Annotated in this window: 16 protein-coding genes and 1 pseudogene; 12 read left to right on the top strand and 5 right to left on the bottom strand. The window is 50.2% G+C overall.

Going from position 1 to position 23,577, the window contains the following annotated elements:
• Window positions 1-186 precede the first annotated feature (186 nt).
• From SBL51_RS03300 to pepN, 6 genes are all read left to right on the top strand, one after another.
• Complete coding sequence (locus tag SBL51_RS03300; protein ID WP_317929159.1) at window positions 187-1,068, top strand: NAD(+) kinase; 882 nt, start codon at window positions 187-189, stop codon at window positions 1,066-1,068.
• A 48-nt stretch (window positions 1,069-1,116) separates the two neighbouring features.
• On the top strand, window positions 1,117-2,115 hold the full coding sequence (locus SBL51_RS03295) for a metallophosphoesterase (RefSeq protein WP_317929157.1): 999 nt from the start codon (window positions 1,117-1,119) through the stop codon (window positions 2,113-2,115).
• Between the two features lie 30 nt (window positions 2,116-2,145).
• Entirely contained in the window at window positions 2,146-3,036 is an 891-nt protein-coding gene (locus tag SBL51_RS03290) for a rhomboid family intramembrane serine protease (RefSeq protein WP_317929155.1), read from the top strand.
• 47 nt (window positions 3,037-3,083) lie between these two features.
• Complete coding sequence (locus SBL51_RS03285) at window positions 3,084-3,338, top strand: YeaC family protein (RefSeq protein WP_317929935.1); 255 nt, start codon at window positions 3,084-3,086, stop codon at window positions 3,336-3,338.
• Between the two features lie 41 nt (window positions 3,339-3,379).
• Window positions 3,380-4,201, top strand: a complete 822-nt coding sequence (locus SBL51_RS03280) for a DUF2797 domain-containing protein (protein WP_411860459.1) — start codon at window positions 3,380-3,382, stop codon at window positions 4,199-4,201.
• A gap of 109 nt (window positions 4,202-4,310) precedes the next feature.
• The gene (gene pepN, locus SBL51_RS03275) at window positions 4,311-6,986 is read left to right on the top strand and encodes an aminopeptidase N (RefSeq protein ID WP_317929154.1); all 2,676 of its coding nucleotides are present in this window, start codon (window positions 4,311-4,313) and stop codon (window positions 6,984-6,986) included.
• Window positions 6,987-7,443: 457 nt separating this feature from the next.
• Here pepN and SBL51_RS03270 read toward each other — a convergent pair.
• The 4 genes and pseudogenes from SBL51_RS03270 to recQ all read right to left on the bottom strand — a co-directional run bounded on the left by SBL51_RS03270 (window position 7,444) and on the right by recQ (window position 15,913).
• A pseudogene (locus SBL51_RS03270) lies at window positions 7,444-8,411 on the bottom strand (zinc transporter ZntB).
• A gap of 120 nt (window positions 8,412-8,531) precedes the next feature.
• Window positions 8,532-12,002, bottom strand: a complete 3,471-nt coding sequence (locus tag SBL51_RS03265; protein ID WP_317929153.1) for a translocation/assembly module TamB domain-containing protein — start codon at window positions 12,000-12,002, stop codon at window positions 8,532-8,534.
• 81 nt (window positions 12,003-12,083) lie between these two features.
• Window positions 12,084-13,808 (bottom strand): autotransporter assembly complex protein TamA, encoded by a 1,725-nt coding sequence (locus SBL51_RS03260; protein ID WP_317929150.1) that lies wholly within the window; start codon window positions 13,806-13,808, stop codon window positions 12,084-12,086.
• Window positions 13,809-14,116: 308 nt separating this feature from the next.
• Window positions 14,117-15,913 (bottom strand): DNA helicase RecQ, encoded by a 1,797-nt coding sequence (recQ, locus tag SBL51_RS03255; protein WP_317929148.1) that lies wholly within the window; start codon window positions 15,911-15,913, stop codon window positions 14,117-14,119.
• A 395-nt stretch (window positions 15,914-16,308) separates the two neighbouring features.
• On the opposite strand from recQ, the gene SBL51_RS03250 reads away from it, so the two are divergent.
• The 5 genes from SBL51_RS03250 to eda all read left to right on the top strand — a co-directional run bounded on the left by SBL51_RS03250 (window position 16,309) and on the right by eda (window position 21,736).
• A complete protein-coding gene (locus SBL51_RS03250; protein ID WP_317929147.1) occupies window positions 16,309-16,914 on the top strand; it encodes a class I SAM-dependent methyltransferase in 606 nt (201 codons plus the stop codon).
• A gap of 17 nt (window positions 16,915-16,931) precedes the next feature.
• Entirely contained in the window at window positions 16,932-18,386 is a 1,455-nt protein-coding gene (gene zwf / locus SBL51_RS03245) for a glucose-6-phosphate dehydrogenase (protein WP_317929146.1), read from the top strand.
• Window positions 18,383-19,081, top strand: coding sequence for a 6-phosphogluconolactonase (pgl, locus tag SBL51_RS03240; protein ID WP_317929144.1), 699 nt, complete (start codon window positions 18,383-18,385; stop codon window positions 19,079-19,081). The genes zwf and pgl overlap by 4 nt, the downstream gene beginning before the upstream one ends.
• 160 nt (window positions 19,082-19,241) lie before the next feature.
• Window positions 19,242-21,065 (top strand): phosphogluconate dehydratase, encoded by a 1,824-nt coding sequence (edd, locus tag SBL51_RS03235; RefSeq protein ID WP_317929142.1) that lies wholly within the window; start codon window positions 19,242-19,244, stop codon window positions 21,063-21,065.
• Window positions 21,066-21,100: 35 nt separating this feature from the next.
• A complete protein-coding gene (gene eda, locus SBL51_RS03230; protein ID WP_317929141.1) occupies window positions 21,101-21,736 on the top strand; it encodes a bifunctional 4-hydroxy-2-oxoglutarate aldolase/2-dehydro-3-deoxy-phosphogluconate aldolase in 636 nt (211 codons plus the stop codon).
• A 23-nt stretch (window positions 21,737-21,759) separates the two neighbouring features.
• Here eda and SBL51_RS03225 read toward each other — a convergent pair whose 3' ends face one another.
• Window positions 21,760-22,203, bottom strand: a complete 444-nt coding sequence (locus tag SBL51_RS03225; protein WP_317929139.1) for an ion channel — start codon at window positions 22,201-22,203, stop codon at window positions 21,760-21,762.
• A 211-nt stretch (window positions 22,204-22,414) separates the two neighbouring features.
• Between SBL51_RS03225 and SBL51_RS03220 the strand changes: the two genes are divergently transcribed.
• Window positions 22,415-23,530 carry an RDD family protein gene (locus SBL51_RS03220; protein ID WP_317929137.1) on the top strand — a complete coding sequence of 372 codons (1,116 nt, stop codon included), beginning with the start codon at window positions 22,415-22,417 and terminating at the stop codon, window positions 23,528-23,530.
• Window positions 23,531-23,577 lie beyond the last annotated feature (47 nt).

Genomic DNA, 23,577 nt, shown 5'->3' with positions numbered 1-23,577 from the left:
GGCACCATTGCAGCTGTCGAACGGCTTCGATGTGTGTGGTGTTGATGGTGGTGATGGCTGTATGCCTCCCAATCACGCCTGGAGCTTTGCTGTTGTGGGTACACAGTATGCTACCATGGCGGCGATGACCAGAGCGTTGCCGGTATAAGCTGCGCTTTCCTGTGTATAAACCTAAAGTCTCGACATATGACTCAATTTAAAACGGTTGGCTTGGTAGGGCGGTTGGGTAGCGACACCGCGGTAGAGACAATTAAACGCCTGATTGCGTTTCTCTCGCAAACCGACTGCGCCATCATTCTGGAGAGCGATACCGCGGCTTCTCTGCCTGGAAGTGGGCTACCTGAGGTGCCGCGTGAACAGTTGGGTCCGACCTGTGACCTGGTCATAGTGGTCGGTGGCGACGGCAGCCTGCTAGGTGCTGCCCGCGCGGTGTGCGATCACGGTACTCCGCTATTGGGTGTTAACCGCGGCCGTTTGGGCTTCCTGACGGATATCTCTCCAGACGAGATAGAAGACAGGGTGGCGGACGTTTTGCAAGGCCGCTATGACAGTGAGCAACGTTTTCTCTTGGCCATGTCGGTTATGCGCGATGGCCAGAAGATAGGTGGTGGGGATGCCCTAAATGACGTGGTTATCCATCCTGGCAAATTTTTACGTATGATTGAGTTTGAGGTCTACGTGGATGGTCAATTTGTGTACAGTCAGCGCTCTGACGGCTTGATTATCTCCACCCCGACAGGTTCCACCGCTTATGCCCTGAGTGGTGGTGGGCCGCTGATGCATCCCAGCCTGGATGCCATTGAATTGGTACCAATCAATCCTCACACCTTGTCTAGCCGGCCGATGATCATCTCTGGCAGCAGCCAGGTTCGCTTGCTGGTTGGGATGCAGAATACCGCCTTTCCCCACGTCACCTGTGACGGTCAGACCCACGTGGTTACCCAACCCGGTGACGAAATTTTGGTTCACAAGAAGGGCGCTCGTTTAACCCTCATCCACCCGGTGCAACATGATTTCTACGATACCTGCCGTCGTAAGTTGGGCTGGGGTAGCCATCTGGTGGATTGACGAGGGTGTTTCTATTCACTGTGCTGAGAACTTGTTTTTGCATAGCTTATGTTAACTGCTGAAGAGCTCAACGATATCCCCGGCTTCGATGTGATCGGCGACGTTCACGGCTGCGCACAGACCTTAACCAATTTGTTGGAGCGAATGGATTATCGCTACATCAACGGCTGTTGGCGTCACCGGTCGCGAATTGCAGTGTTTGTGGGTGATATTGTCGATCGCGGGCCTCATATTCGGGAGGCGTTGGATGTGGTCTATTCCATGGTCGACCGTCGGGCGGCCGTCTGTATTATGGGCAATCATGAGTACAACGCCGTGGGCTACTGTACTCCGGCACCGCCAGAGATGGGCCGGCACTATCTGCGCGAACACAACAACCACCATAACCGGCTTATCGCCGAAACATTAGAGCAGTTTGCCGCTTATCCCGTGGAGTGGCGGGAGTATATTGAGTGGTTCACCCAGTTGCCGCTCTTTTTTGAAACTGATCACTTCCGGGTGGTGCACGCCTGTTGGGACGAGCAGCTGATTCGCAGCTATCTGAACCAATACCACAGTAACTACACCTCCATAGAGTTCATCACGCGATCGGTGATTCGCGATAGCTTCGAGGGTCGGGTGATGGACAGGCTGACACGGGGCACAGATCTACCCTTGCCAGAAGGGCGGGTCATTACCAGCCGAGATGGTTACCAGCGGCGGTTTTTCAGAACAAAATTCTGGGCGCAAGCACCGGAAACCTACGCCGATGTTGTATTTCAACCAGATCCGCTGCCGGAAGATCTACTGCATAAGGTGCTCTCCACCGAGGAGCGGGACCGTCTGCTCTTTTACGGGCATGACCAACGGCCGCTGTTTATTGGCCACTATTGGTTGCAGGGCACTCCCAAACCCATCCGTTCAAATATCGCTTGTCTCGACTACAGCGCGGTTAAATTTGGTCGCCTGGCGGCCTATCGCTTCGACCGTGAAGAGCACCTTGATGAGGGCAAATTTGTGTGGGTTTACGTCGATCCGCCTGAGTGGCGCCAGCCAGAGCCTGAGTAATCGGCTCTTATATAGAAAGTTGTCAATGCTATGAGTGGATGGTTCGTTTGCGCCCAATTCCCCGTTGAACTCGATCTCTCCCAGGTTAACCGGGTCCTGCAGGAGCGAGGTATCGAACATCGTTTCACCGAGGAGAAGGGGTATCAGTGGCTTTGGTTGTTTAATAGCCAGGATCGAGTCGAGGTGGTGGAACTACTGCGCCAATGGCAGCAGGGGCCAGTAGAGCTGCAAAACCCAGATTTCGCCGAAGCGGCGCCGAGCGCCGGTTTGGGCAACCAGATATTCCTTGCCTTTCTGTCTGCACCGGTTACCACTGCGTTGATACTGCTCGGTCTGGTTGGTACGCTGCTTGTCCACCTGGCCAAGCATCAGGGGGCCATACCCTGGATATCCTGGCTGTTTTTCTTCCCCGTTGAGTACCACCCTCCCTACATGAGTGTGGGAAGTGCAAAAGAGGCGATCTTGGCTGGCCAGGTTTGGCGTCTAATCACACCCACCTTCCTCCATTTCGATACCATGCACATCACCTTTAATGCCCTCTGGATCTGGATTTTCGGGCGCCGTATTGAGCTTTGCCTTGGCTCGCGCACGCTCTTGGTAATTAGCCTGATCATAGCGATTGCAGCCAATGTGGTGCAGGGCGTATGGGGTGAGCCGCGTCCGTTTGGAGGGCTCTCTGGGGTGGTTTATGGATTGTTGGGCTTTATCTGGGTGTGGCAGATTTTACACCGTGATAGCAGCCTAAACATTCCCACCGGCATTGTGATTTTCATGCTAGTATCGCTCCTCCTGGGGTTGGCGGGGGTTCTGGATCTCTTCGCCAGCGGTGGTATCGCCCATGGGGCACACCTGGGGGGGCTGGCTTCCGGGATGATCGTAGCGTTTCTATATGCGCAACTGCTCCGCGTCCGAGGGCCTTGAATTCGTCTGCCGCCCGCCTTGTATGAACTGGATAAGTAGTGAATACCATGGATTACCAACAGCTTTTAGAGAGCATAACGCCAGAAATCTGGCAAAACCTACGCCGGGCTATTGAGATCGGCAAGTGGCCAAATGGACAGCCTTTGACGGTAGAGCAAAGAGAAAACTGCCTTCAGGCCATTATTGCCTATGAGGCTAAAAACCTCCCGGCAGAGCAGCGCACGGGTTACGTTCCTCCCAAAAAGGCTTGCGCCAGCGACTCCCCAGCTGAGGATGAGCCATCACCGTTGAAGTGGCAGTAGTTTTGACCAGTACTATCCTGCACACCGATGCAACATCGCCACTGAGTGGTTCCTGCCAAAAAATGGCCGCCGAGCTGCAATCCGATGGTGCTATTGTCTATCACCTGCATCTGGGTGACCAGGCAACCCGAATGAATGACCACATTGGTAGGGTGGTGCGCCTGGAGTATGAGGGCGCCATTCACTGTATCCACTGTGGTCGCAAGACTAAAAAGAGCTTCTCCCAGGGCTACTGTTTTCCCTGTATGAAATCCCTAGCGCAATGTGATCAATGCGTGCTCAGCCCGGAACGTTGTCACTACTCCGCCGGTACCTGTCGTGAGCCGGAGTGGGGCGAACAGTTTTGCATGACCGATCACATTGTCTATCTCGCCAACACAACCGCCCCAAAGGTTGGCCTAACGCGCTTAAATCAAATACCAACACGCTGGATTGATCAGGGGGCAGAGCAGGCGTTACCCATAATGCGGGTTGCCACCAGGCAGCAGGCGGGCTTTATCGAAGATGTATTACGCAGCAAAGTTTCCGATAAAACCAATTGGCGGAACATGCTCAAGGGTACGGCGGAGTCAATTGATCTATCCGCGTTGCGTGATCAGCTGTTAAACGAGTGTGCAGACGAGCTTGAGGCGGTAAAAACCCGCTTTGGTTCAGAAAACTTTGAAGTTTTACAAACGCCGGTGGTCACTTTGAGATTTCCTGTGGATAGCTACCCTACGAAAATCGCCAGTTTTAATCTGGACAAAGACCCAGTCGCAGAAGGGGTGCTGATGGGTATAAAGGGCCAGTATCTGATTCTCGATTCCGGTGTTATTAATTTACGTAAATATACCGGCTACCAGCTCGGTTTTGTCGTTCAGTAACTTTGTCAGCGTCCAAGGAATGGCAATGTTGCGCTCTTCTTTAAAATGACCGTGGATATCGATTACCAACTTAAACACGGTTAAATATCATCGATTTAAGGAGTTTGTTATGCGAGATGCAGAACCTCGTGCGATCTATCTCAGAGATTACCAAGTTCCTGATTTTCTAATTGATAAAACCCACCTCCATTTTGCACTGCACCCTCAGACAACCAGAGTCACCAGCGAGCTGAAAATACGACGCAACCCTGAGGCTGAACAGAGCGATAGGGAATTGGTTCTGCATGGGCAGGAGATCGACCTGCAAAGCGTAAGTATCAACGGTAAACAGTTGAATGCCTCAGAGTATCGGGTCGACTCTGAGTCACTTACGGTATTCAATGTGCCAGAGTCGTTTACCTTTTCTACCGTTGGTTTTATATCACCCGAGCAGAATACCTCCCTTGAGGGTCTCTATAAATCGAAAACCATGTACTGCACTCAATGTGAAGCGGAAGGTTTTCGGAAGATTACCTACTACCTGGATCGGCCAGATGTGCTCAGCGAATTTACCACCACGGTGGTCGCCAACAAAGCGGAGTACCCCGTACTGTTGTCGAACGGCAATCCGGTTAAATTCGGTGACTTGGACGATGACACCCATTTTGTAACCTGGCACGACCCTTTCCGCAAACCCGCCTATCTTTTCGCATTGGTAGCCGGCGATTTGGCCGTGTTAGAAGACTCCTTTACAACCATGAGCGGTAGAGAGGTTACGCTGAAGATATTTGTTGAGGATAAAGATATCGACAAGTGTGACCACGCCATGACATCTCTGAAAAACTCGATGCGTTGGGATGAAGAGGTCTATGGCCGGGAGTATGACCTCGACATTTTTATGATTGTTGCCGTCGACGATTTCAATATGGGCGCTATGGAGAATAAAGGTCTTAATATATTTAACACCTCCTGTGTGCTCGCCAAACCGGAAACCACCACTGATTTTGGCTTTCAGCGGGTTGAATCTGTAGTTGCTCACGAATATTTTCACAACTGGTCGGGTAACCGGGTAACCTGCCGGGATTGGTTCCAATTAAGCCTGAAAGAGGGCTTTACGGTATTTCGTGACTCCGAATTTTCCGCCGATATGGGCTCGCGTACTGTTAAACGCGTAGAGGAGGTCAAACTACTGCGCACCATGCAGTTTGCGGAAGATGCCGGCCCCATGGCGCATCCCGTGCAGCCTGCCTCGTTCATAGAAATATCAAACTTCTATACCCTGACCGTTTACGAAAAGGGTGCAGAAGTCGTAAGAATGTTACACACGCTACTCGGTCCAGAGCAGTTTCGTAAAGGTTCGGATATCTATTTTGCCCGGCATGATGGTGGTGCGGCGACCATTAACGATTTTGTTGCCGCTATGGAAGAGGCCAGTGGTCGCGATCTGAAGAATTTTATGAGCTGGTATTCGCAAGCGGGTACGCCAGTGCTTAAAGTCTCTGATCAATTCGACTCAGTGGCACAAACATACACGCTTACCTTCCACCAGAGTTGCCCTTCAACTCCGGAAGCCAGCGAGTCGGAAAAGAGCCCTTATGTGATTCCAATGGCTATGGGGCTGGTGACCAGTGCCGGGCCAATAGCGCTTCAGTTCGACGCTGCTGGCGGTCATTTCGATGCCAGTCGTCCAACGCACGCCGTCCTGGAGCTAACAAAGTCGGAAGAGAGCATTACCTTCAGTGGTGTTAGCGAGCGACCGGTGCCTTCGTTGTTACGCAATTTTTCCTCGCCGGTTCGATTGCAGTTCAACTACGACAGAGACCAATTGGTTACGTTAATCACCAAAGATGACGATGGTTTCAACCGTTGGGATGCCAGCCAGCAACTGGCCGTCGCGGTTATTCATGATGCTCAGTCACAGCTTTCAGTGGGTGCCGGTATAGACATAGATGCTCGCTTGCTGACGGCGTTTGGTGCATTGCTGCAAGATCGTTATATTGATGCCGCCATGGTGGCACACATGCTGAGCCTGCCCAGTGAAGTGTTTTTAGCCGAAATTGCTGAGGTGGCCGCTGTCGATGATATTCATAAGGCGCGCTCTCTGGTCAAAAAGACCATTGCAAAATCACTGATTGCAGAGTTGAGTGATCGCTTCGCCTCTTTACCAAGCGCCGTACACTACAGCGCTACTGCCGAGCAAATTGCGGTACGCAGTCTTAAAAATATCTGTTTGGAGTATTTGGTTGCCACCGGTGAAAGCGAATGGCTACAGGCAGCCTTCAGCCAATTCACAGAAGCCAACAACATGACCGACCAAATGGCCGCGCTTACTTGCCTGGTCCACTCTGATGCGGCCGCAGCGGAACCAATGGCGGCCGCAGCGCTGGCAGCGTTTTATCAACGTTGGCAAGCCGAAGCTTTGGTGGTTAACCAATGGTTTAGTGTGCAAGCGACTGCACCCCAGCCGAATACCCTGGCCAAAGTTCGAACACTCATGGAGCACGAAGCCTTCACCTTGAAAAACCCCAACAAGGTTAGAGGGTTAATAGGTGCCTTTGCCAATAACAACCCGGTTAATTTTCACCAGGCTGATGGCCAAGGCTACGGTTTATTGTCGGAGGTGGTTATTGCGCTCAATACCAGTAACCCTCAGATGGCGGCCCGTATGCTGGCTCCACTAACGCGCTGGAAGAAGTACGATGCCAATAGGCAGGGCCTGATGAGGGCAGAGCTGCAGAAGATCGGCAAGGTTGAGTCACTGTCGAAAGATGTATTTGAAGTGATCAGCAAGAGTCTGGATTTCTAAAATTATAACCCGCTTCAACTGAGCTTGGTTGTTGTTAGAGTGACGTAGATGCTTTAGGTTAAGCTGATGTGTCTATCTGCTTGCCAGCTCGGGTACCCGATTGTTAGCGTGGGTATCCGACTGTTTTCTGTTTAGGTGCTACACCCACCGTCTTACTTCTTTTAAGCAACGCTCATAAAACACCTGTCCTGTATTTGGCGGTGTGAAATTAAAAAGAGCAGCCCTTTCTTTCACCCACCTAGAACAGCAGAAACAGAATCAAAAGCTAAACAGTTAGTGGAAATAGTCGAGGCTCTTTAATCAGCTATGGTTAAAGGTTCTATCGGGCGTTCACTCATCCCACTTGGGTTAAGCTGCTATCAGCAGGGGTTAAATAGCATCACTATCTGGTGATGTTCGGAACTGAAAGTAAATTTGTCTGTGGCTGAAACTTCACCCATTAATGTGCTTTTGCGTATTAGAACCACTTTAGCAATTTGAATATCACGATTTGCAAGGCGGTAATCCCGGTTAACAGCAGAACAAAATTTACAAAGGCATGGTCGTCGTTTACACCAGGTATGCCGCCGACATTAATACCAAAGAGGCCCGTTAAGAAGCCTAATGGCAAAAATATCGCAGTTATAACGGAGAGAACATAGAGGTTGCTGTTGAGCTTGTCAGACACGGCGCTGACTAATTCATCCATAACCACCTGAGATCTCTCCCTAATGGCATCCAGGCTTTCGATACCTCTCAGTTGGTTGTCGTGAACCTCCTGTAGCCGCCGCTCTACATCGCGTGTGAGCCAGGCCATATCTACCGTTTTCAAACTACTCAATACATCCCTCTGTGGGGCTATGTATCTTCGCAACATAATGGCTGATTTTCTAACCTCGGAGATGGAATGGCGAAGGTGTCCGGATGGCTGCTCTAAGACTTCACTTTCCAATGTGTCCATACGATCATCCAACTGATTAATGCTTATTTCTATATAGCTAATTAACGAATTACAAATTTGGGCAATATTTCGCCAAGGCTATGAGCTCCTCGACCCTCATCCAGTGTTTTAGCAACGGTCATTACGGTTTTTGATTTTCGGTAACGGAGGCTGATTAAGCGCGTTTCTGTCACCCAAAGACGGATAGCCACCATGTCCTCGGGCTCTGCACCTTCGTTGTGGTTAATGCCTCGCAGAATGATCAATAGACCTTGATCCAGTTCCAATATACGGGGCCGTGCGTCCTGATCAAGAATCGCTTTTATAGTGTGGTCATCTATATCTGAAAAAGATTCGTCTAATAATGCATCTATGCCGGGTGCGTTGGCATCAAAATGGAGCCAAAGTGGACCTTGAATATTTTGAAGGTTTTCTAAACTCTGGAAATTTTGACAACTACCTTTGCCATCAAGTTGTTTGGCGAATATCAATGGGTTGCTCGTCATGCTAAGTCATCCTGATAACGCCGCTGGGTGTAGGGGCTTTTGAACGATTGTCTCGGTGGCCTTTAGATGTGGCTCTAAACGATGGTTAAAGGTACCGGTAACGGGCATAAATCGCATAGACTAGTAATCATTACTCCATATGATTTCTGCTCGACCAATTCCCGATTTTCCGCCAGTTGTACTCTGTAAGTTGATTTTTGGCGTCAATTCAATTCGAATGCTTCCTTTCCAGGGCTGCGATGGATCGGGTGTTCGTTCAATCTCCAAATAGACTCTGTCGTTAATATATTTACCAACGCCGACATTAATGCCACTGTCACCGTTCTCGGTTGTCTCGTTATCGATTGAGATGGTGTCAACCCCTAAAATATCGCGGGTTGTTGCTATCGGGTCAAAGAAGGAGCCGCTGCCACCACGCAGTGTTTGAATCGCATAGGCCAGTTGAATGGCCTTAATTGGCGATATATTTTGTACCGACTCACCGAAAATAATATAGGAGATGATCTCGTCTTCGGGGAGGTTGGGGATAGAAGAAAAGGTGATCGTAAACTCATCGTTTTTGCCGATGACCTCGGCAATAATCTGTTTGTCGTCGTTTTCATAAACGCCCCGCACCGAAATGGCTATCGAATCGTTAACAAAGTTTACCTGGCCTTGTTCCAGATTGAACGACTTACCAAAGACGTCGAATGCTCCTCGTATAGTGCTGAATTCGCCGTTGTAATCGGGGCTTGCGGAAGAGCCTTTGATGGAGAGGTTGCCTTTTAGCTCCGCTTCTAAACCGCGGCCGCGAAGATAAGCCTGCTTGTCTGCTACGATATTAAGGTCGAACGTTAGGGTAGGGAGCTGAAACAGAGTGGCTTGTTTACTCAATTTTATCTCCTCATCATAGACCTCATGCACTTTTAACTCCGGGGTGTTTGACCCAAGATCTATATCGATAATCGCGTTAAAAGGTGTTACTTCCAGTGTGCCTTCTGCCAACAGTGATTTAAAGTCGCCGCTTAATGTAATTTTGCCGTTTGCCTGGCTGTCGATATCTGGGCGCTTGATAATGTTTGCATTCTCGGCGTTAACGTAAAAGTGAACTTTCCCGTAGTCATTTTGTTGTGGCAATTTAAGTGAGCCATCAATGCTGTAGCTGCCGTGATTGCCATCGCTTGCGTTACAGGCGTCAACGCTGATAGTTCTATTGACTGCAGAAACCGAACAGTTAAGATTCTCCAGTTTTGAACCGGTGGTGTTGTTGAAGTAGCTGGTATCCAACAATTCTACAACACCGGTTATATCTGGCTGGCTTAAGCTGCCATTTGAGCGAAGGTCACCGTCGAGGCGGCCAGTGATTTGGTGGATATCTGAATCCCATAAAAAGCTTAACGCCTGGAGATCGACGTTGGCTTTTAAGTCAATCAATATTGGCAGTTTAGTAATGTCGTCTCTTTTAACAATTAAGGCTTGGGCATAATAATCCACTGGTAACGACAGTTTCAGCCTGCCCGGTTGATGGCCGTCACGACTAATCGATGAGGCTATCTGTAACCTTTGGTTGCTGGTGGTTAAGTCTGTATCCCAGGTGATCTGGTATGGTTGCTTTTTACCGTATTTGTCATAGCCGAAAAAAGGGGCTGAATAGTGGATAGAACCTTGCAGGTTAGGTGACAGCAATGAGCCTTTGGCGGTAAGGTCTGCGTTAAATTCACCGCCTGGCACAGAGATAGAAAATAGCTCAAGTAGCGCTGTCGGCAACCTGTTCATTGCCAGAGCTATGTCCATGTCGCTATTTGAGTAGTGACCGTGACCGCTTAGCAAGGTTGCAGTTTGGTTGGTCAGTTCAAGGTGATCAACAGTCAATTTGCCACTCTGCCAATTGGCTTGGCTTTGTAGAGCAATCGGTATCTGTTGGTAATTTCCATTTAAGGTTGCATTGGTGCTGATGACAGGATTGTCGAATTGGCCCGCTATTTTTGTAGTGGCGGATACATTGGCCGTTAGGCCCGCCGGTAAACTAATGCCAGCGAGTGACAATAGGGATAAGGGTAAGTGAATAAGTTCTGTTTCTATGTTGAAAGAGCGTGCTTGCCAGTCAATGTTGCCCTTTGCCAAGCTTCTTCCTTCCGGAAAATCAACTGTTAATGAAATAATGTTTAAAGCGTTAGTCGTTAGCGTAAATTCACTTTGAGATGCGAACGGTTGCTGCTGATAGGTGCCTAATGCGCTGACGTTGAAACTTCCTTCAAGTGCCCTTATAGCGCCGCTTAAATGGCCGTTGGCTTTTTTAATTGTCGTATCAAAGGGCTTGAGCTGTTCAGCGATAGCCTCTGGTAGGGAAATATTGAAATCGTCAAGAATGGACTGCTGAAAATTGGAAACCGTAAAGTTGAGATCATTGTTCGCTCCGTTTAAGTCTACAGAGCCCTTGGCCGTTATTTGGGTGTCTGCTTTTTCGACAGTTAACTTATCGATTTGAAAATAAGTCTGGTGACCGTTGGCTGAGAGATCGACATCCAGGGTGTTAGCCTGGTATATGATTTTGCCTCTGGCCCAGCCGTCGAACTGAGGGTCGGTGATTGTATTGCTGAGCGTTAGTGATGATGAGACAACCCCACTGGGAATGGCTTGCAGCCAAGGTTGCAAGATAGCCAATGGAAACTGGTTGGTTTCTATCTTGGCGGAGAGTTTTGGATAGTTGATCTCCGCATTAATTGTGTTACTCGTCTCATCGATACGGAGCTCGCCATTGTTGATAATCAGTTGCCATGGGACTGAGGCCTGTGGGTTTCGGTTGGCCATTCGAAACAGGGCGGTTGTTGACAGTGCAACCTGGTGGTTATGGATGGGAAGCTCCAGTTTTTCGATATCAAGTCGATAGCGTTCCTGCTCGCGGGTTACATTTGCCTGAAGTGAGGCGGCTATAGGTTGGCTGATAGGTAGTTGCAGCCAATGCCCCAGCCAACCATTCTCGGGTTCAGATATCGTCGCCTCTAGCGCTATCGCATTGTGGGTGATCTGCCGGGTGTGAAGTGTAAACGAGGCTAAACCACTGGTTTGTGATTCTGCTTCCAGGTTAACGGCAAGCTCGCTCAGGCTCTCTAGAGCGGCATTCCCCTTGAGCGAGTAGCTCATTTTGTTTTCTAAAGCATAATCAGGTAGTTGTTCAGTGGGGAGTAGGGAGTCGATTATGAGTTCGCTAATTATCAGTGACGAGACGGAGATTGGCGGAATGGTTAGTGGTTCTTTAGCCGTGGTTTCTACATTGGTCTCTTGATTGGGCCGATTGAAAAATTGCTGGTGGAGATAGTAGACCTGCTTGGCTTGCAGGTGATCAATAACTACTCTCTTTTCCCAGAGTGATGCCAGATCAATTTGAATATCCAGGTTGGTGATGGTCAGCCAAGGACTCTCATTTTTGTAAAGCACCAATTTGTCGATCAGCAAGCGATTAATTTGCGGGTTGTGGAGGTTGACTAACTCCAGCGTCAGTTGTTGAGTGACAAACGGATCAGATCCATTTAGCCACTTATTAGCCTGGTCAGCCAGCCAGACTCTTCCTGCTTCTGTGCCAATTAATATAAATGCGGCGACAACTAACACCAGGAGCAATAGTAAGAGGTGGGATAGGCACCAGATTATCAAGTGCCTTGCGGGCGCTAAAAAGGCGCTCAGTCTCCGCATTCAGAAGGCCTGCCCTATGCTTATGTAGATTTGATAATCGTCATCGGCCGCTCTTTTGTCGAGTGGGAAGGCGATATCAAATCGAATGGGAGCAAAGCTTGTGTAGTAGCGAACACCAAATCCGCTGCTCCATAAAATGTCTTCGCCAACACTGGGAATGCTTTCGGCGTAGGCAAAACCGCCGTCTATAAAAGCAACTGCGCCCCATTGGCTGCCAAAGTGCAAACGGCACTCTGCTGAATACTCTTCGTAAGAGAGCCCACCTTGTGGCTCACCGTCTTCCAAAGGACCTAAAGTTTGGTACTTGTAGCCGCGTACAGAGCCGCCACCACCGACATAAAAGCGTTCGTTAGCGGGTATGTCATCGCGGCCCGCTCCGTTAATAACGCCCAGTGCAGTCCGTAGTGCTATGGTTGGCTGCCAATGGGCATTACTGAAGGTGTAGTAGGCGCTAGCGGCAATATAGGACTTTAGAAAACGTGTCTCAGTATTGTAAAGATTCCAAAATGGTTGCGTGCCGACCGCGGTCACCCAGCCTCGACGTGGGTCGAGAGGAGAGTTTCGGCGGTCGTACTCCAGGCGAAGGGGAAGGGATAATAGAGCGTAATCTTCATCGACCTGCTCTGTGACTACCTTGGAAAAATCGATCTGCAGGCCAATATCGGTGCGTATAGAGTGAGTGATTGGCCGCGAAAGTATGGTTCCCAAGCTGGCCGATTGCGATTCATAGGCATCGGTATCTTCAACCTCATACTCAGAAAAAAATGTAAGGTTTTGGTCAGGCTTGCCATAGTTGGGAATAGTGAGCTTACCGCTCAAGGCCTGTCTGGTTTGAGCGAAGTAGAGGTTGATATCGGCTTCCTGTGCCCGCGACATCAAATTTCTGTGTTGCCATCCCGCAGTTAACCCCAACCCTTCCTCTGAACGATAGCCTGCACCCAAGGAGATACTTCGGTGTTTGCGCTCCTTTACCAGTATGTCGATATCGACACCGGTATCCGTTAGGGGGTGTTCGAGCACATCGACGCTGGCCAGTAAATTAGTTTTTAACAGTGTTAAACGAGCTTCGTTGAGTGCCTTACGTTTAAAACAGGAACCTGGCTTGATGCCTAGCCTTTTTAATAGGTAATCTTCTTTAATATCTTCCAGCCCAAGTATCTCTATTTTGCCGAATACGGTATTGGGGCTATCTTTGATTATAAAGGCGATTTCTGCCGAGTGGTTTTGATGCAGTACAGCGACGTTGTAGTCCACTTTAATTTCATGGTAACAGCCACTGTTTTCCAGAAAAGTAATAAGCCGCTTTTGAGCATCCAAGACCGACTGCGCCTTTAAAGGGTCGCCAACGTGAATAAGCAGATCTAGATCTTGTGGTGTGGATTCCGGTAACTTGTAATCAATTTTACTGATTACGAACAGTGGGCCGGGTTCGACCTGGTGGATGATGATATCTTCATTGGCAATGGAGCGAACATCAGGGTCGTAGTAACCTTCAGCACGCAGTCGTTTAATTAGCAGCTGTTTTTCGAGAGTGGCAATTTTACTGGGTGAATTGTAAAGGGCGAGTTGACGGTTTTGGCTCTGTGCGGTGTTGAGTTCGTTCTCTAGAATTTTGCGAAGATTGCGGTTGTCCATCTCAATACGAAAACCTGGCTGCTCGTTGATGAAGTGTATTGTTCCCAAATCGAAGGCTGTGCAGGCGGATGAGCAGAGCAATGCAATCATTGCCAGCCATGGGTTGGTTGGAGCAGGCGGGCTACAAATCTTCCTTCGCTTGAATGCTGGCATTATTGATTGAGCGCTACAGTTGGCTGAAAGTGGGCAATATTAGGCATGGTGGTTGATCGCTCAGCTGGCGTTAGCGATTCCTAATCGTAGGTTGCCAGGGATAAGGTGATTGCCCACGGGATCTTCTATCTGACCATAAAAAGGACAATTTTACTCGCGAATCGGCGGAGTATGAAGTGGTGGTGGTAGGTGCTACCCAGGTACTTGGGCCTGTTGCGCGTTGACTGGGGGCATGGAGAAGGGGGTTAGGTAAACGCCTCTATAACGCTCAAAAACTGCTCACCGAAGGCGTCGTACTTCTTCTCTCCAACGCCATTGATCTGCATCATTTGATGGCGGTTTTGTGGTTTGTCGGTCATCATCTCCATCAACGTTGCGTCGTGGAAGATCTGATAGGCTGGCAGGCCCAGTTCCTGGGCTAACTGAGCGCGACACTCTCGTAATTTATCCCACAGAGCGCGATCTTCTTCACTCACCGACAGCTGGCGACGGCCCTTCTTCTGCTTGGTTTCTTGCTCTTCCAAGTCTCGTCTTAACCAAAGTTGCTGCTCGGAGCGAAGTAGGGGGCGAGCTAAATCGGTTATTGCCAGTGCCCCGTAGCGTTCAGCATCGACTGTGACGAACCGGCGGACTATCAATTGCCGTAAGATTGAGCGCCATTGGGCTTCGGAGTGATCTTTACCAATACCGAAGGTGGATAGCTGGTCGTGGCCGTTGTTGACGACCCGCTCATTGGCTTTACCCAGCAGCACCTCTAACACATAACCCGCACCGAACCTCTGCCCCGTTTTGTAGATGCAGCTGAGTAGTTTTTGTGCGGGTGTGGTGGCATCCCAGCGCGGCGGCGGGGTGGTACAGGTGTCGCAGTTACGACAGGGTTCTGCTGCCTCTTCACCAAAATAGGCTAGCAAGGATTGACGCCGACAGTGGGTCTCTTCACACCAGCCGAGTAGGGCATTCAGTTTTGCCCGCTCAAAGTGTTTGCGCTCGTCGCTTGCCTGCGACTGGTCGACCATCTGTTGCAACTGAATGACGTCGTTGAGTCCATAGACCATCCAGGCATCGGCGGGTTCGCCATCGCGACCGGCACGCCCGGTTTCCTGGTAGTAGGCTTCCATACTTTTGGGGAGGTCCATGTGGGCGACAAAGCGTACATCGGGTTTATCAATACCCATACCGAAGGCAATGGTCGCCACCATGATGATGGCCTCCTCCCGCAGAAACCGGCTTAAATTTTGCTCTCTAGTTTGTTTATCCAGCCCGGCGTGATAGGGCAGCGAATTGAAGCCCTGCTGCTGTAACCACTGTGCGGTCTCTTCTACTTTTTTGCGCGACAAGCAATAGACAATCCCGGATTCGTCGCGCCGCCCAGTCAAAAATTTAAGTAGCTGGTTACGGCCATTTTTGCGGGGCTGTACGCTGTAGTGAATATTAGGGCGGTCAAAACTGGATAAAAACCGCTTCGGATGTTTCAGTGCCAACCGCTCGATTATTTCCTGCTGGGTCTCTTCGGTGGCAGTGGCGGTTAAGGCAATTCGGGGTACATGACTAAAGCGCTCCGCCAACTGGCCCAGTGCCAGATAGTCAACGCGAAAGTCGTGGCCCCACTGAGAAACGCAATGGGCCTCATCGATAGCGATAAGGGAGATTGGTAGGGATTGCAGCCACTCCAGCGTCGCGCTTTGCATAAGCCGTTCTGGCGCCAGGTAGATTATGTCTATCTGTTGCGCTTGTATCGACTGGAACAGGGTACGTTTTTCATGCGGCTCCAGTGTTGAGTTTATATAGGCCGCACGGACGCCCAACTGTTGCAGTGTTAAAACCTGGTCCTGCATTAAAGCGATTAACGGGGAAACAACCAGGCCAATGCCGGGCCGGATTAATGCCGGTATCTGGTAGCAGAGTGACTTGCCCCCACCCGTTGGCATGATTACCAGGCTATCGCCACCGGCTATGGTGTGGTCAACAATCTCTGCTTGTTGACCGCGAAAGTGGCTGTATCCAAATAGCGAGGTTAGTAGGTGTAGAGCTGGATTATTCATTGCTTAGGGTAGGTTTCGTTGTCATCTATAACTTAAATTGAAGGAAGGTTTGTATTGCGTTGCCAATGTTAATTATTGATTAACTCTGATCTTGGCGGTTTACATTCCTATTCATTCGCTTAGGATTAATATCTCCGCAGATTGAATTATATACAGAGTGTTGGATGGAGCCTTGCTTAACCTTTTGGTTAATCTATGCATTAATAAGCCGCCAAGCGAACTTGGTTTTATACAACACCAGTGATTAGTGGCTGGAGATGATCCGCTGTTATTGAGTAACCAGTCATGGGTGATCAATCATGCGCTCATCAATGGTGGATTCATCATTTTCAAATTGCAATTGATGTGAACCACAGTAGTCAGCAGTATCGCGATATAGTAACGGAGATGTATCTTTGTCTGAAATAAAAAAAGTCCATGGTTTGTACGTTTTCAAAAAAAATAGCCCGACACTTGCCAAATTGCGCGACGCTCTGCCCGAGCCTAGTATTCACGGTTATAAGGTTTGGTCTTCCAGTTTTTTGATCATGGACTATCTGCAATATGAGCCCATTGAGAAAGGTAGCCGAGTACTAGACATCGGCTGTGGCTGGGGTATGCTGGGCATCTACGCCGCCAAGACCTTTAAAGCGAAGGTTACCGGAGTCGATGCTGACGAGTGGGTGTTCCCCTATCTTAGGGTCCACGCCGCCATGAATGATGTCTCTGTGGCCACAAAAACCTGTCGTTATGAGGATATCAAGCCAGCTCTCCTGGCCAAGCAGGATTTTATGGCCGGTGGTGATATCTGTTTTTGGGACGATTTGGTTGACCCACTATTCAATCTGATTGAACGAGCAGTTGCTGCCGGTGTAGGTTATATCATCATTGCCGACCCCGGCCGTTCACCTTTCATGCGTCTGGCCAGGCGTTGCAAAAAGGCGTTCAAAGCCCAATTGGTTCCCTGGCAAATTAAAACCCCTAGGTCTGATAGCGGCTACCTATTGATCATCCATTCCTAACGATACGCGGGAGCGATATGGCCCACAACATACTCATCATTGGTGGCGATGGCGATCTGGCATTGCGCAAGCTTTATCCAGCTCTGTTTGCCCTTGAGGTGGCTGGCCACCTACAAGCCGTCTCCAGCATTACTGGGTTGTCCCGCACTTCTGGTGATCGTGAGGCGCTATTTGCCAAGATGTTGCCGGGCTTGAGTGTATTAGATGGGTTTTGTGATGAGGTTTGGGATCGTTTTCGGGAGCGTATCGATGTACTTCGAGGCGACGCCAATGATCCCGCCACTTTAGGGCACTACAAGACCTCTCTGGGCGATTCCTGTGCAAATTTAATCGTTTATCTAGCCGTTCCGCCCAAAGTTTTTGGTGGTGCCTGTAAGGCATTGAAGGAAGCCGGTCTCTCTGTGCCGAGCACACGCCTGGTCGTGGAAAAACCATTAGGATCGGATCTGGAAAGCTTTCGCAGTGTCAATGCCCAAATGCGGGATAGCTTTTCGGAGTCACAGATATATCGCATAGATCACTACCTTGGCAAAGAGTCGGTACAAAACCTGCTGGCCTTGCGTTTTGCTAATGTCATGTTCGAAGCGATTTGGGGGGCAAGTTATATCGACCACGTGCAGATCACGGTAGCCGAGCGTGTGGGCGTAGAAGGGCGCAAAGAGTTCTATGAAGAGATAGGTGCGTTGCGGGACATGGTACAAAACCACTTGTTACAAGTGGTCTGTTTGTTGGCCATGGAGCCTCCCGCCAACCGGGATCCTTTTATGATTCGGGCCGAAAAGCTAAAGGTGCTTAAGAGCTTAAAACCGATCACCGACGACACGGTCAAACATTGTACAGTACGTGGCCAGTACACTGAGGGCTCGATGGGCGGTAAGGTGGTGCCTGGCTACAGCGATGAGGTTTTTGGTGAGGGCGAACCTGATAAAAAGTCCAATATCGAAACCTATGTGGCTATTCGGGCCGAAATCGATAACTGGCGTTGGGCCGGTGTACCTTTTTATTTGCGTACTGGCAAACGAATGCACACTCGGGCGTCTGAGATACTGGTTCAGTTCAAACCTCCCAGGCATGTGATATTTGGTAAAGGGCGGGCCATGAGCCCAAATCAGCTGCGTATTCAACTGCAGCCAAAAGAGGGTATAACCCTACATTTTTTGAGGAAACAGCCGGGCCTGGAGGAGCTAACCCTGGAAGAGGTGGAGCTTAATCTGACAGTGCCGGAGTCGAGCCAAAAAAATAGTTATGACGCCTACGCCCGGTTGATGCTGGAGGTTATCTCTGGTGATCAGACGCTTTTTGTCAGCGCCGAAGAGGTTGAGGCCTCGTGGTGCTGGATTGACCAAATCATCGAACAGTGGCAGCAGTACGGTATCAAAGCCAAACCCTACGCGGCCGGTTCCCAAGGGCCGGTTGATGCGGCTGTGATGATGGCACAAGACGAACGAGAATGGAGCGATTTGCAACCATGACTCTGACAATCCACGACTATGAAACTGTTAACGAGCTGGATCTGCAGCTTACTGAGTATGTAGTTCAGGTTCTGAAAACTGCCCTTGCCGAGCGGGAAACTGCCAGCCTGGTGCTTTCTGGTGGCTCTACCCCGAAAGCTTTTTTACACAACCTCTCCGAACAGGATCTCGATTGGGGTAGTGTTTATATCACTCTGGCGGACGAGCGCTGTGTATTGGATGTACACCCAGACAGCAATGCCAAAATGGTGAAAGAGCAGTTGTTGCAAAATCTGGCGTCCGAAGCCAATTTTGTTCCTTTATACATACAGGGCGAATCCGCCCTGAACTGCCAGCAACGTTTTATCAATCACCGAGTGCTGAGTGATACCTACGATTTAGTGATTCTGGGCATGGGCGGCGATGGCCATACAGCTTCAATATTCCCCGAGGCTATTGAGCGCGATCAGGCACTTAACATCAATACCCAGAGCAATGTGCTGTTAACCAATCCGGTCACCGTTAAACCATTGCGCCTGACTCAAACTCGTAAGCGCCTGTTGAATACCCGATCTCTTGCGCTCCATTTTGTGGGCGAACAAAAGCGAGCGGTCTTTGACCGGGCTGTTGAGTCGATCAATCCTAATTTGCCGATCAGCTATTTTATTCATCAAGATCTTGTGCCGCTGTCAGTCTTTTATAGCGCAGCGGCTTAGCCATAGCGCAGCGGCTTAACCATAGCGCAGCGGCCTAACAATAGCGCGGTAACTTGTTTATGCCCGAAGCCGATGAGGGCAGCAGAGCACTTGTTTGTGCCCAATGTGCCACACTCATTGGTTAAATATGCCGGTAATTAGAGCTATATAGGAGAGATTCTTGAGCGAGCTAAACGCAACGGTTAAGCGGGTAACTGATCGCATAACTGAGCGAAGCCGACAGGCGCGTGAGGCGTACCTTCAGCTAATGCACGCAACCAGGCGTGATCACCCACCACGAAAGCAGTTATCTTGCGGCAATTTGGCGCACGCCTTTGCTGCCTGCAACACCCAGGACAAATCACTGATTGCTGCCGATAGCGCCCCCAATCTCGGTATTATCACCGCTTACAACGATATGTTGTCAGCGCATCAGCCCTACAAAGATTACCCCGATCAGATCAAAACGGTGGCACATTCTCTGGGTGCGACGGCTCAGGTTGCCGGTGGTGTACCAGCAATGTGTGATGGCGTCACTCAGGGGCAGCCGGGTATGGAGCTGAGCCTGTTCAGTCGCGATGTGGTTGCCATGGCAACGGCGGTCGGCTTAAGCCACAATATGTTCGATGGCAACCTTTTCCTAGGGGTATGCGACAAAATCGTCCCTGGTTTGCTGATTGGTGCATTGTCGTTTGGCCATCTGCCTGGGATGTTTATTCCTGCTGGTCCTATGCCCTCCGGAATTTCCAACAAGGAGAAGGCGGCGCAACGCCAGAAATATGCGGCAGGGGAGATAAACGATGCCCAATTGTTGGCGGTGGAGTCTGCCTCATATCATAGCCCGGGTACCTGTACCTTTTACGGTACTGCCAACACCAACCAGTTGATGATGGAATTTCTTGGTCTGCACCTGCCCGGGGCCTCCTTTGTAAACCCCGATGACCCGCTGCGGCCACGTCTTACCGAGATGGCTGTTAAGCAACTGATCAGTAATATTCAATCGGCCTCAGGCCCTGTGCCGCTGTGCGAAACCGTTACAGAAAAGTCGCTCGTCAACGCGGTGGTTGGTCTTCTGGCAACCGGTGGCTCAACCAACCACACTTTACATTTGGTTGCGATTGCAGAGGCTGCCGGGATACAACTTACTTGGCAGGACATGGATGAACTCTCTTCGGTAGTGCCGCTATTGGCCCGTATCTATCCCAATGGCCAGGCTGATATCAACCATTTTCACCATGCCGGCGGCATGGCTTATTTGTTTGGCCAATTGCGCAGCGCCGGGCTTTTACATGAGGATGTACGCAATATTGTCGGAGCGGGGTTAGATGCCTATGAGCGAGAGCCTGAAATTTCCAACTCTGGCGAGATGGCTTGGAGCCAGCCGGTTAGGGAATCCCGGGATCACTCCGTTCTAGCGCCCATCACCCAGCCATTCTCAGCCAATGGCGGTTTACGGTTGTTAACCGGCAATCTGGGCCAGGCGGTGATAAAGATCTCTGCGGTTGCTCGAGAACACTGGCAGCTGGAGGCTCCTTGTATTGTTTTCGAGTCACAAGAGGAACTGAAGGAGGCCTTCAATCGGGGGGAGCTAGAACAGGATTTTGTTGCGGTAGTCCGTTTTCAGGGGCCAGCAGCGAATGGTATGCCTGAGCTCCACAAGATGACGCCTCTGCTTGGGGTGTTGCAGGACAAAGGCTTCAAGGTCGCCCTGGTGACTGACGGGCGCATGTCAGGCGCCTCGGGTAAGGTACCGGCTGCTATCCATTTATCTCCCGAAGCCAGTTATGGTGGCCCCATCAGCCGCCTGCAAACCGGCGATATCATTACATTGGATGCCGGCGCAGGGCTGTTACAGGTACAGCTTAGTGAAGAGGCGTTAGGGGCAAGGGATTCAGCGGTAGCGCCTACAGAATCTCTCTCTTTGGGAAGAAAGCTATTTGGCAATTTACGTCGCTCGGTGAGTACCGCCGACTTGGGTGGCAGCACTTTTCTTTTTGATAAGTGACGGCCAAAAACTGTTTACTAACTTAATTTTCGACTATGAATGCATTCCAAGCACAACTTAAACAGCTCGCGGTCATCCCTGTGGTTACTCCCTACAGCGTTAATACAACTCTTAAAATGACTGAAGCCATGCTGGCTGGTGGCATCGCCTCAGTGGAGATCACCCTTCGCACCGACTGTGCCTGGGAGTCGATAGCGGCGGTAATGGCTGAGCGGCTACCAGTGAAAGTTGGTGTCGGTACGATCACCAGCGTTGAGCTATTTAAACGTGCGCTCGATTGCGGGGCCGATTTTGCCGTTTCCCCAGGCATCACACCCAAGCTGATAGAGTACGCGGCCCAGACCAAATTGCCTTTTCTTCCGGGTATTGCCACGGCTTCCGAGTTGATGATGGGCATTGAGGCTGGGTTTGAAACCTTTAAACTTTTCCCGGCCATGGCGATCAACGCCCCAGCTTTGCTGTCCGCATTCTCAGGCCCTTTTCCCGAGACCAAATTTTGTCCGACTGGGGGCGTGAACGAGAAGAACGCCACAGAACTTCTGGCAAGAAACAACGTGATTTGCGTGGGGGGCTCTTGGATGATTCCAAAGGCCGCTGTCGAAGCACAGGAGTGGGCCAAAATTACTGAACTCAGTAAGGAGGCAATGAGTCTGGCTGGGGCAACGGTTTAATATACGAGGTCAGCATGTGTGGGCTAGGGTGGTCGATTGCCACTACCAATTGACCAGTAACGCTGCATCTCGATAAACATAAAGGAAGCGGACCAAGTAATCAGCACCAAGCCGCACAGAGCTTCCATGCCTGCAACAAAGCGAATTAATCCCATCGGGGCAATATCGCCCGTGCCTAAAGAGCTGTAAGCGGTGATAGAGAAATAGGCACAATCCCGAAGGCTGCCATCGAAGTTTCCTTCAAGTTGACCAAAAGATCCTGTTTTGATCAGTAGGTAATAGGCAATCGCGAATACCCATACCTCGGCCAAATGAGCCAGCATACTGCCTAAAACGCCGTAGGCCACGCGCATGCGTGGTCGAACAGGCAGCCTAGGTAAATGTGTCGTTAATACCCTCAATACCTCATAGTGGATAACCACGGCGATGGCAACGATGATGGCGTTTATCGAAAATATTAATAACATAGGAGTCTTAGCAGGGTTGTAGTGGACTATTGAACAGTTAATACCTGTGCTGTTGAGCCGTGGTGACATTCATCAGGGAATTATGGTGCTCAAGAGTCGTTATCACTATTTGCCCGATCTACATTGTTTCTGTGCCACACACACCTGCAGTTTGAAATTCAACTGAAGTTACAATGAGGAAGTGGTTGGCCAAATCGTCAGGCAGAATAGCATGGTTAAGGCTGATGGAAGAAGCGCTATGGGGCATTCAAAAATAAGGGATACCAAGGATTACGTTACTCGTTTGGCGTTCGTCCTGGATGCTGACTTACTGGGCCAACCTATTGCCAGGCCTCGGAAACGCCTCGCCGCTATGAGTTTGGATCTGCTATTTATCGCGCTATTGGCAAAAATGGGGGCGGGTATCATGCTAACCTTTGCCATATTACTCTGTCTGCGTAGTGCCTTTATCCTCAGAACCCGCCGTAACTCTGTCTGGCGGGCGGCCACGCTCGTTTTCATGGCCATGCTGCTTTTGCTTGGTGGTCTCTACCCAATAATAGTTGCACCCAATTACCACGCTGAGATCATGCCAAGGGGCAATGCGCCCAGCATTACTGGCTCCGGTGATGAGCAATATCAGGTCTCAGCCACTTACAATTTGAGTGAGCTTCTGGAATATTTCCCTTCGGTGAGTAAAGCCCTATTGGATCAAAAACAGGGTGAATGTGGTGAATCACCAGTAACCTGCTGGCTGCCGGTAATTCAAAAGCTGGATTCCGACATGGCCGTAGCCGGAGCTACAACCGATGAACGAAGTCGAGCCATAACCGAGTTGCTGAATGAGGCGGAGGTCCCTAAGGATGTTATTGCTAGCATCGTGACGGAGCTCCATATGGAGGCCGGGGACGAAACTACCCCAACCGCGATCGCAACGCCGATTGCTGCTGCTCCAGTGGCTGATGATGACCTTTCGGTAGTAACAGCGCCCCAGTACAGTTTGATCGGCTGGATTAAAGGGATTGCCGCAGACCTTGGCTTGAGCTTTGGTTTTGCTGCCATCTATTTCACGTTGTTCACTGCTTATTGGCAGGGGCAGACGCTTGGCAAGCAGTTATTGGGAATACGCGTAGTTCGCTTGGATGGCAACCGACTAACCTGGTGGGATGCCTTTGGCCGCTACGGAGGCTATGGTGCCGGGTTGGCGACGGGGTTGCTCGGATTCTGCCAGGTATTTTGGGATGCTAATCGAATGGCTATTCAGGACAAAATTGCTGAAACCGTAGTCATCGATTTGCGCCGTCTGAAGGCACATGATCTGATTCAAAACCAGCCGCCGCAGGTTTAAATGCTAGGAGCGGGGTGTTCTGGCAAATTGGCGTTACTGTTTTCGGT

This window comes from Halioxenophilus sp. WMMB6, from assembly GCF_033283405.1.
In the GTDB taxonomy this organism is placed as follows: domain Bacteria; phylum Pseudomonadota; class Gammaproteobacteria; order Pseudomonadales; family Cellvibrionaceae; genus Halioxenophilus.
The sequence above is the reverse complement of the archived record's forward strand: the minus strand, read 5'-3'. Positions and strand labels throughout refer to the sequence as shown.

Coding starts and splice junctions, on each gene's coding strand:
- SBL51_RS03300 (WP_317929159.1), top strand. CDS start 187: ATGACTCAATTTAAAACGGTTGGCTTGGTAGGGCGGTTGGGTAGCGAC.
- eda (WP_317929141.1), top strand. CDS start 21,101: ATGAATGCATTCCAAGCACAACTTAAACAGCTCGCGGTCATCCCTGTG.
- pgl (WP_317929144.1), top strand. CDS start 18,383: ATGACTCTGACAATCCACGACTATGAAACTGTTAACGAGCTGGATCTG.
- SBL51_RS03260 (WP_317929150.1), bottom strand. CDS start 13,808: ATGATTGCATTGCTCTGCTCATCCGCCTGCACAGCCTTCGATTTGGGA.
- SBL51_RS03295 (WP_317929157.1), top strand. CDS start 1,117: ATGTTAACTGCTGAAGAGCTCAACGATATCCCCGGCTTCGATGTGATC.
- pepN (WP_317929154.1), top strand. CDS start 4,311: ATGCGAGATGCAGAACCTCGTGCGATCTATCTCAGAGATTACCAAGTT.
- zwf (WP_317929146.1), top strand. CDS start 16,932: ATGGCCCACAACATACTCATCATTGGTGGCGATGGCGATCTGGCATTG.
- SBL51_RS03220 (WP_317929137.1), top strand. CDS start 22,415: ATGGTTAAGGCTGATGGAAGAAGCGCTATGGGGCATTCAAAAATAAGG.
- SBL51_RS03290 (WP_317929155.1), top strand. CDS start 2,146: ATGAGTGGATGGTTCGTTTGCGCCCAATTCCCCGTTGAACTCGATCTC.
- SBL51_RS03225 (WP_317929139.1), bottom strand. CDS start 22,203: ATGTTATTAATATTTTCGATAAACGCCATCATCGTTGCCATCGCCGTG.
- SBL51_RS03285 (WP_317929935.1), top strand. CDS start 3,084: ATGGATTACCAACAGCTTTTAGAGAGCATAACGCCAGAAATCTGGCAA.
- recQ (WP_317929148.1), bottom strand. CDS start 15,913: ATGAATAATCCAGCTCTACACCTACTAACCTCGCTATTTGGATACAGC.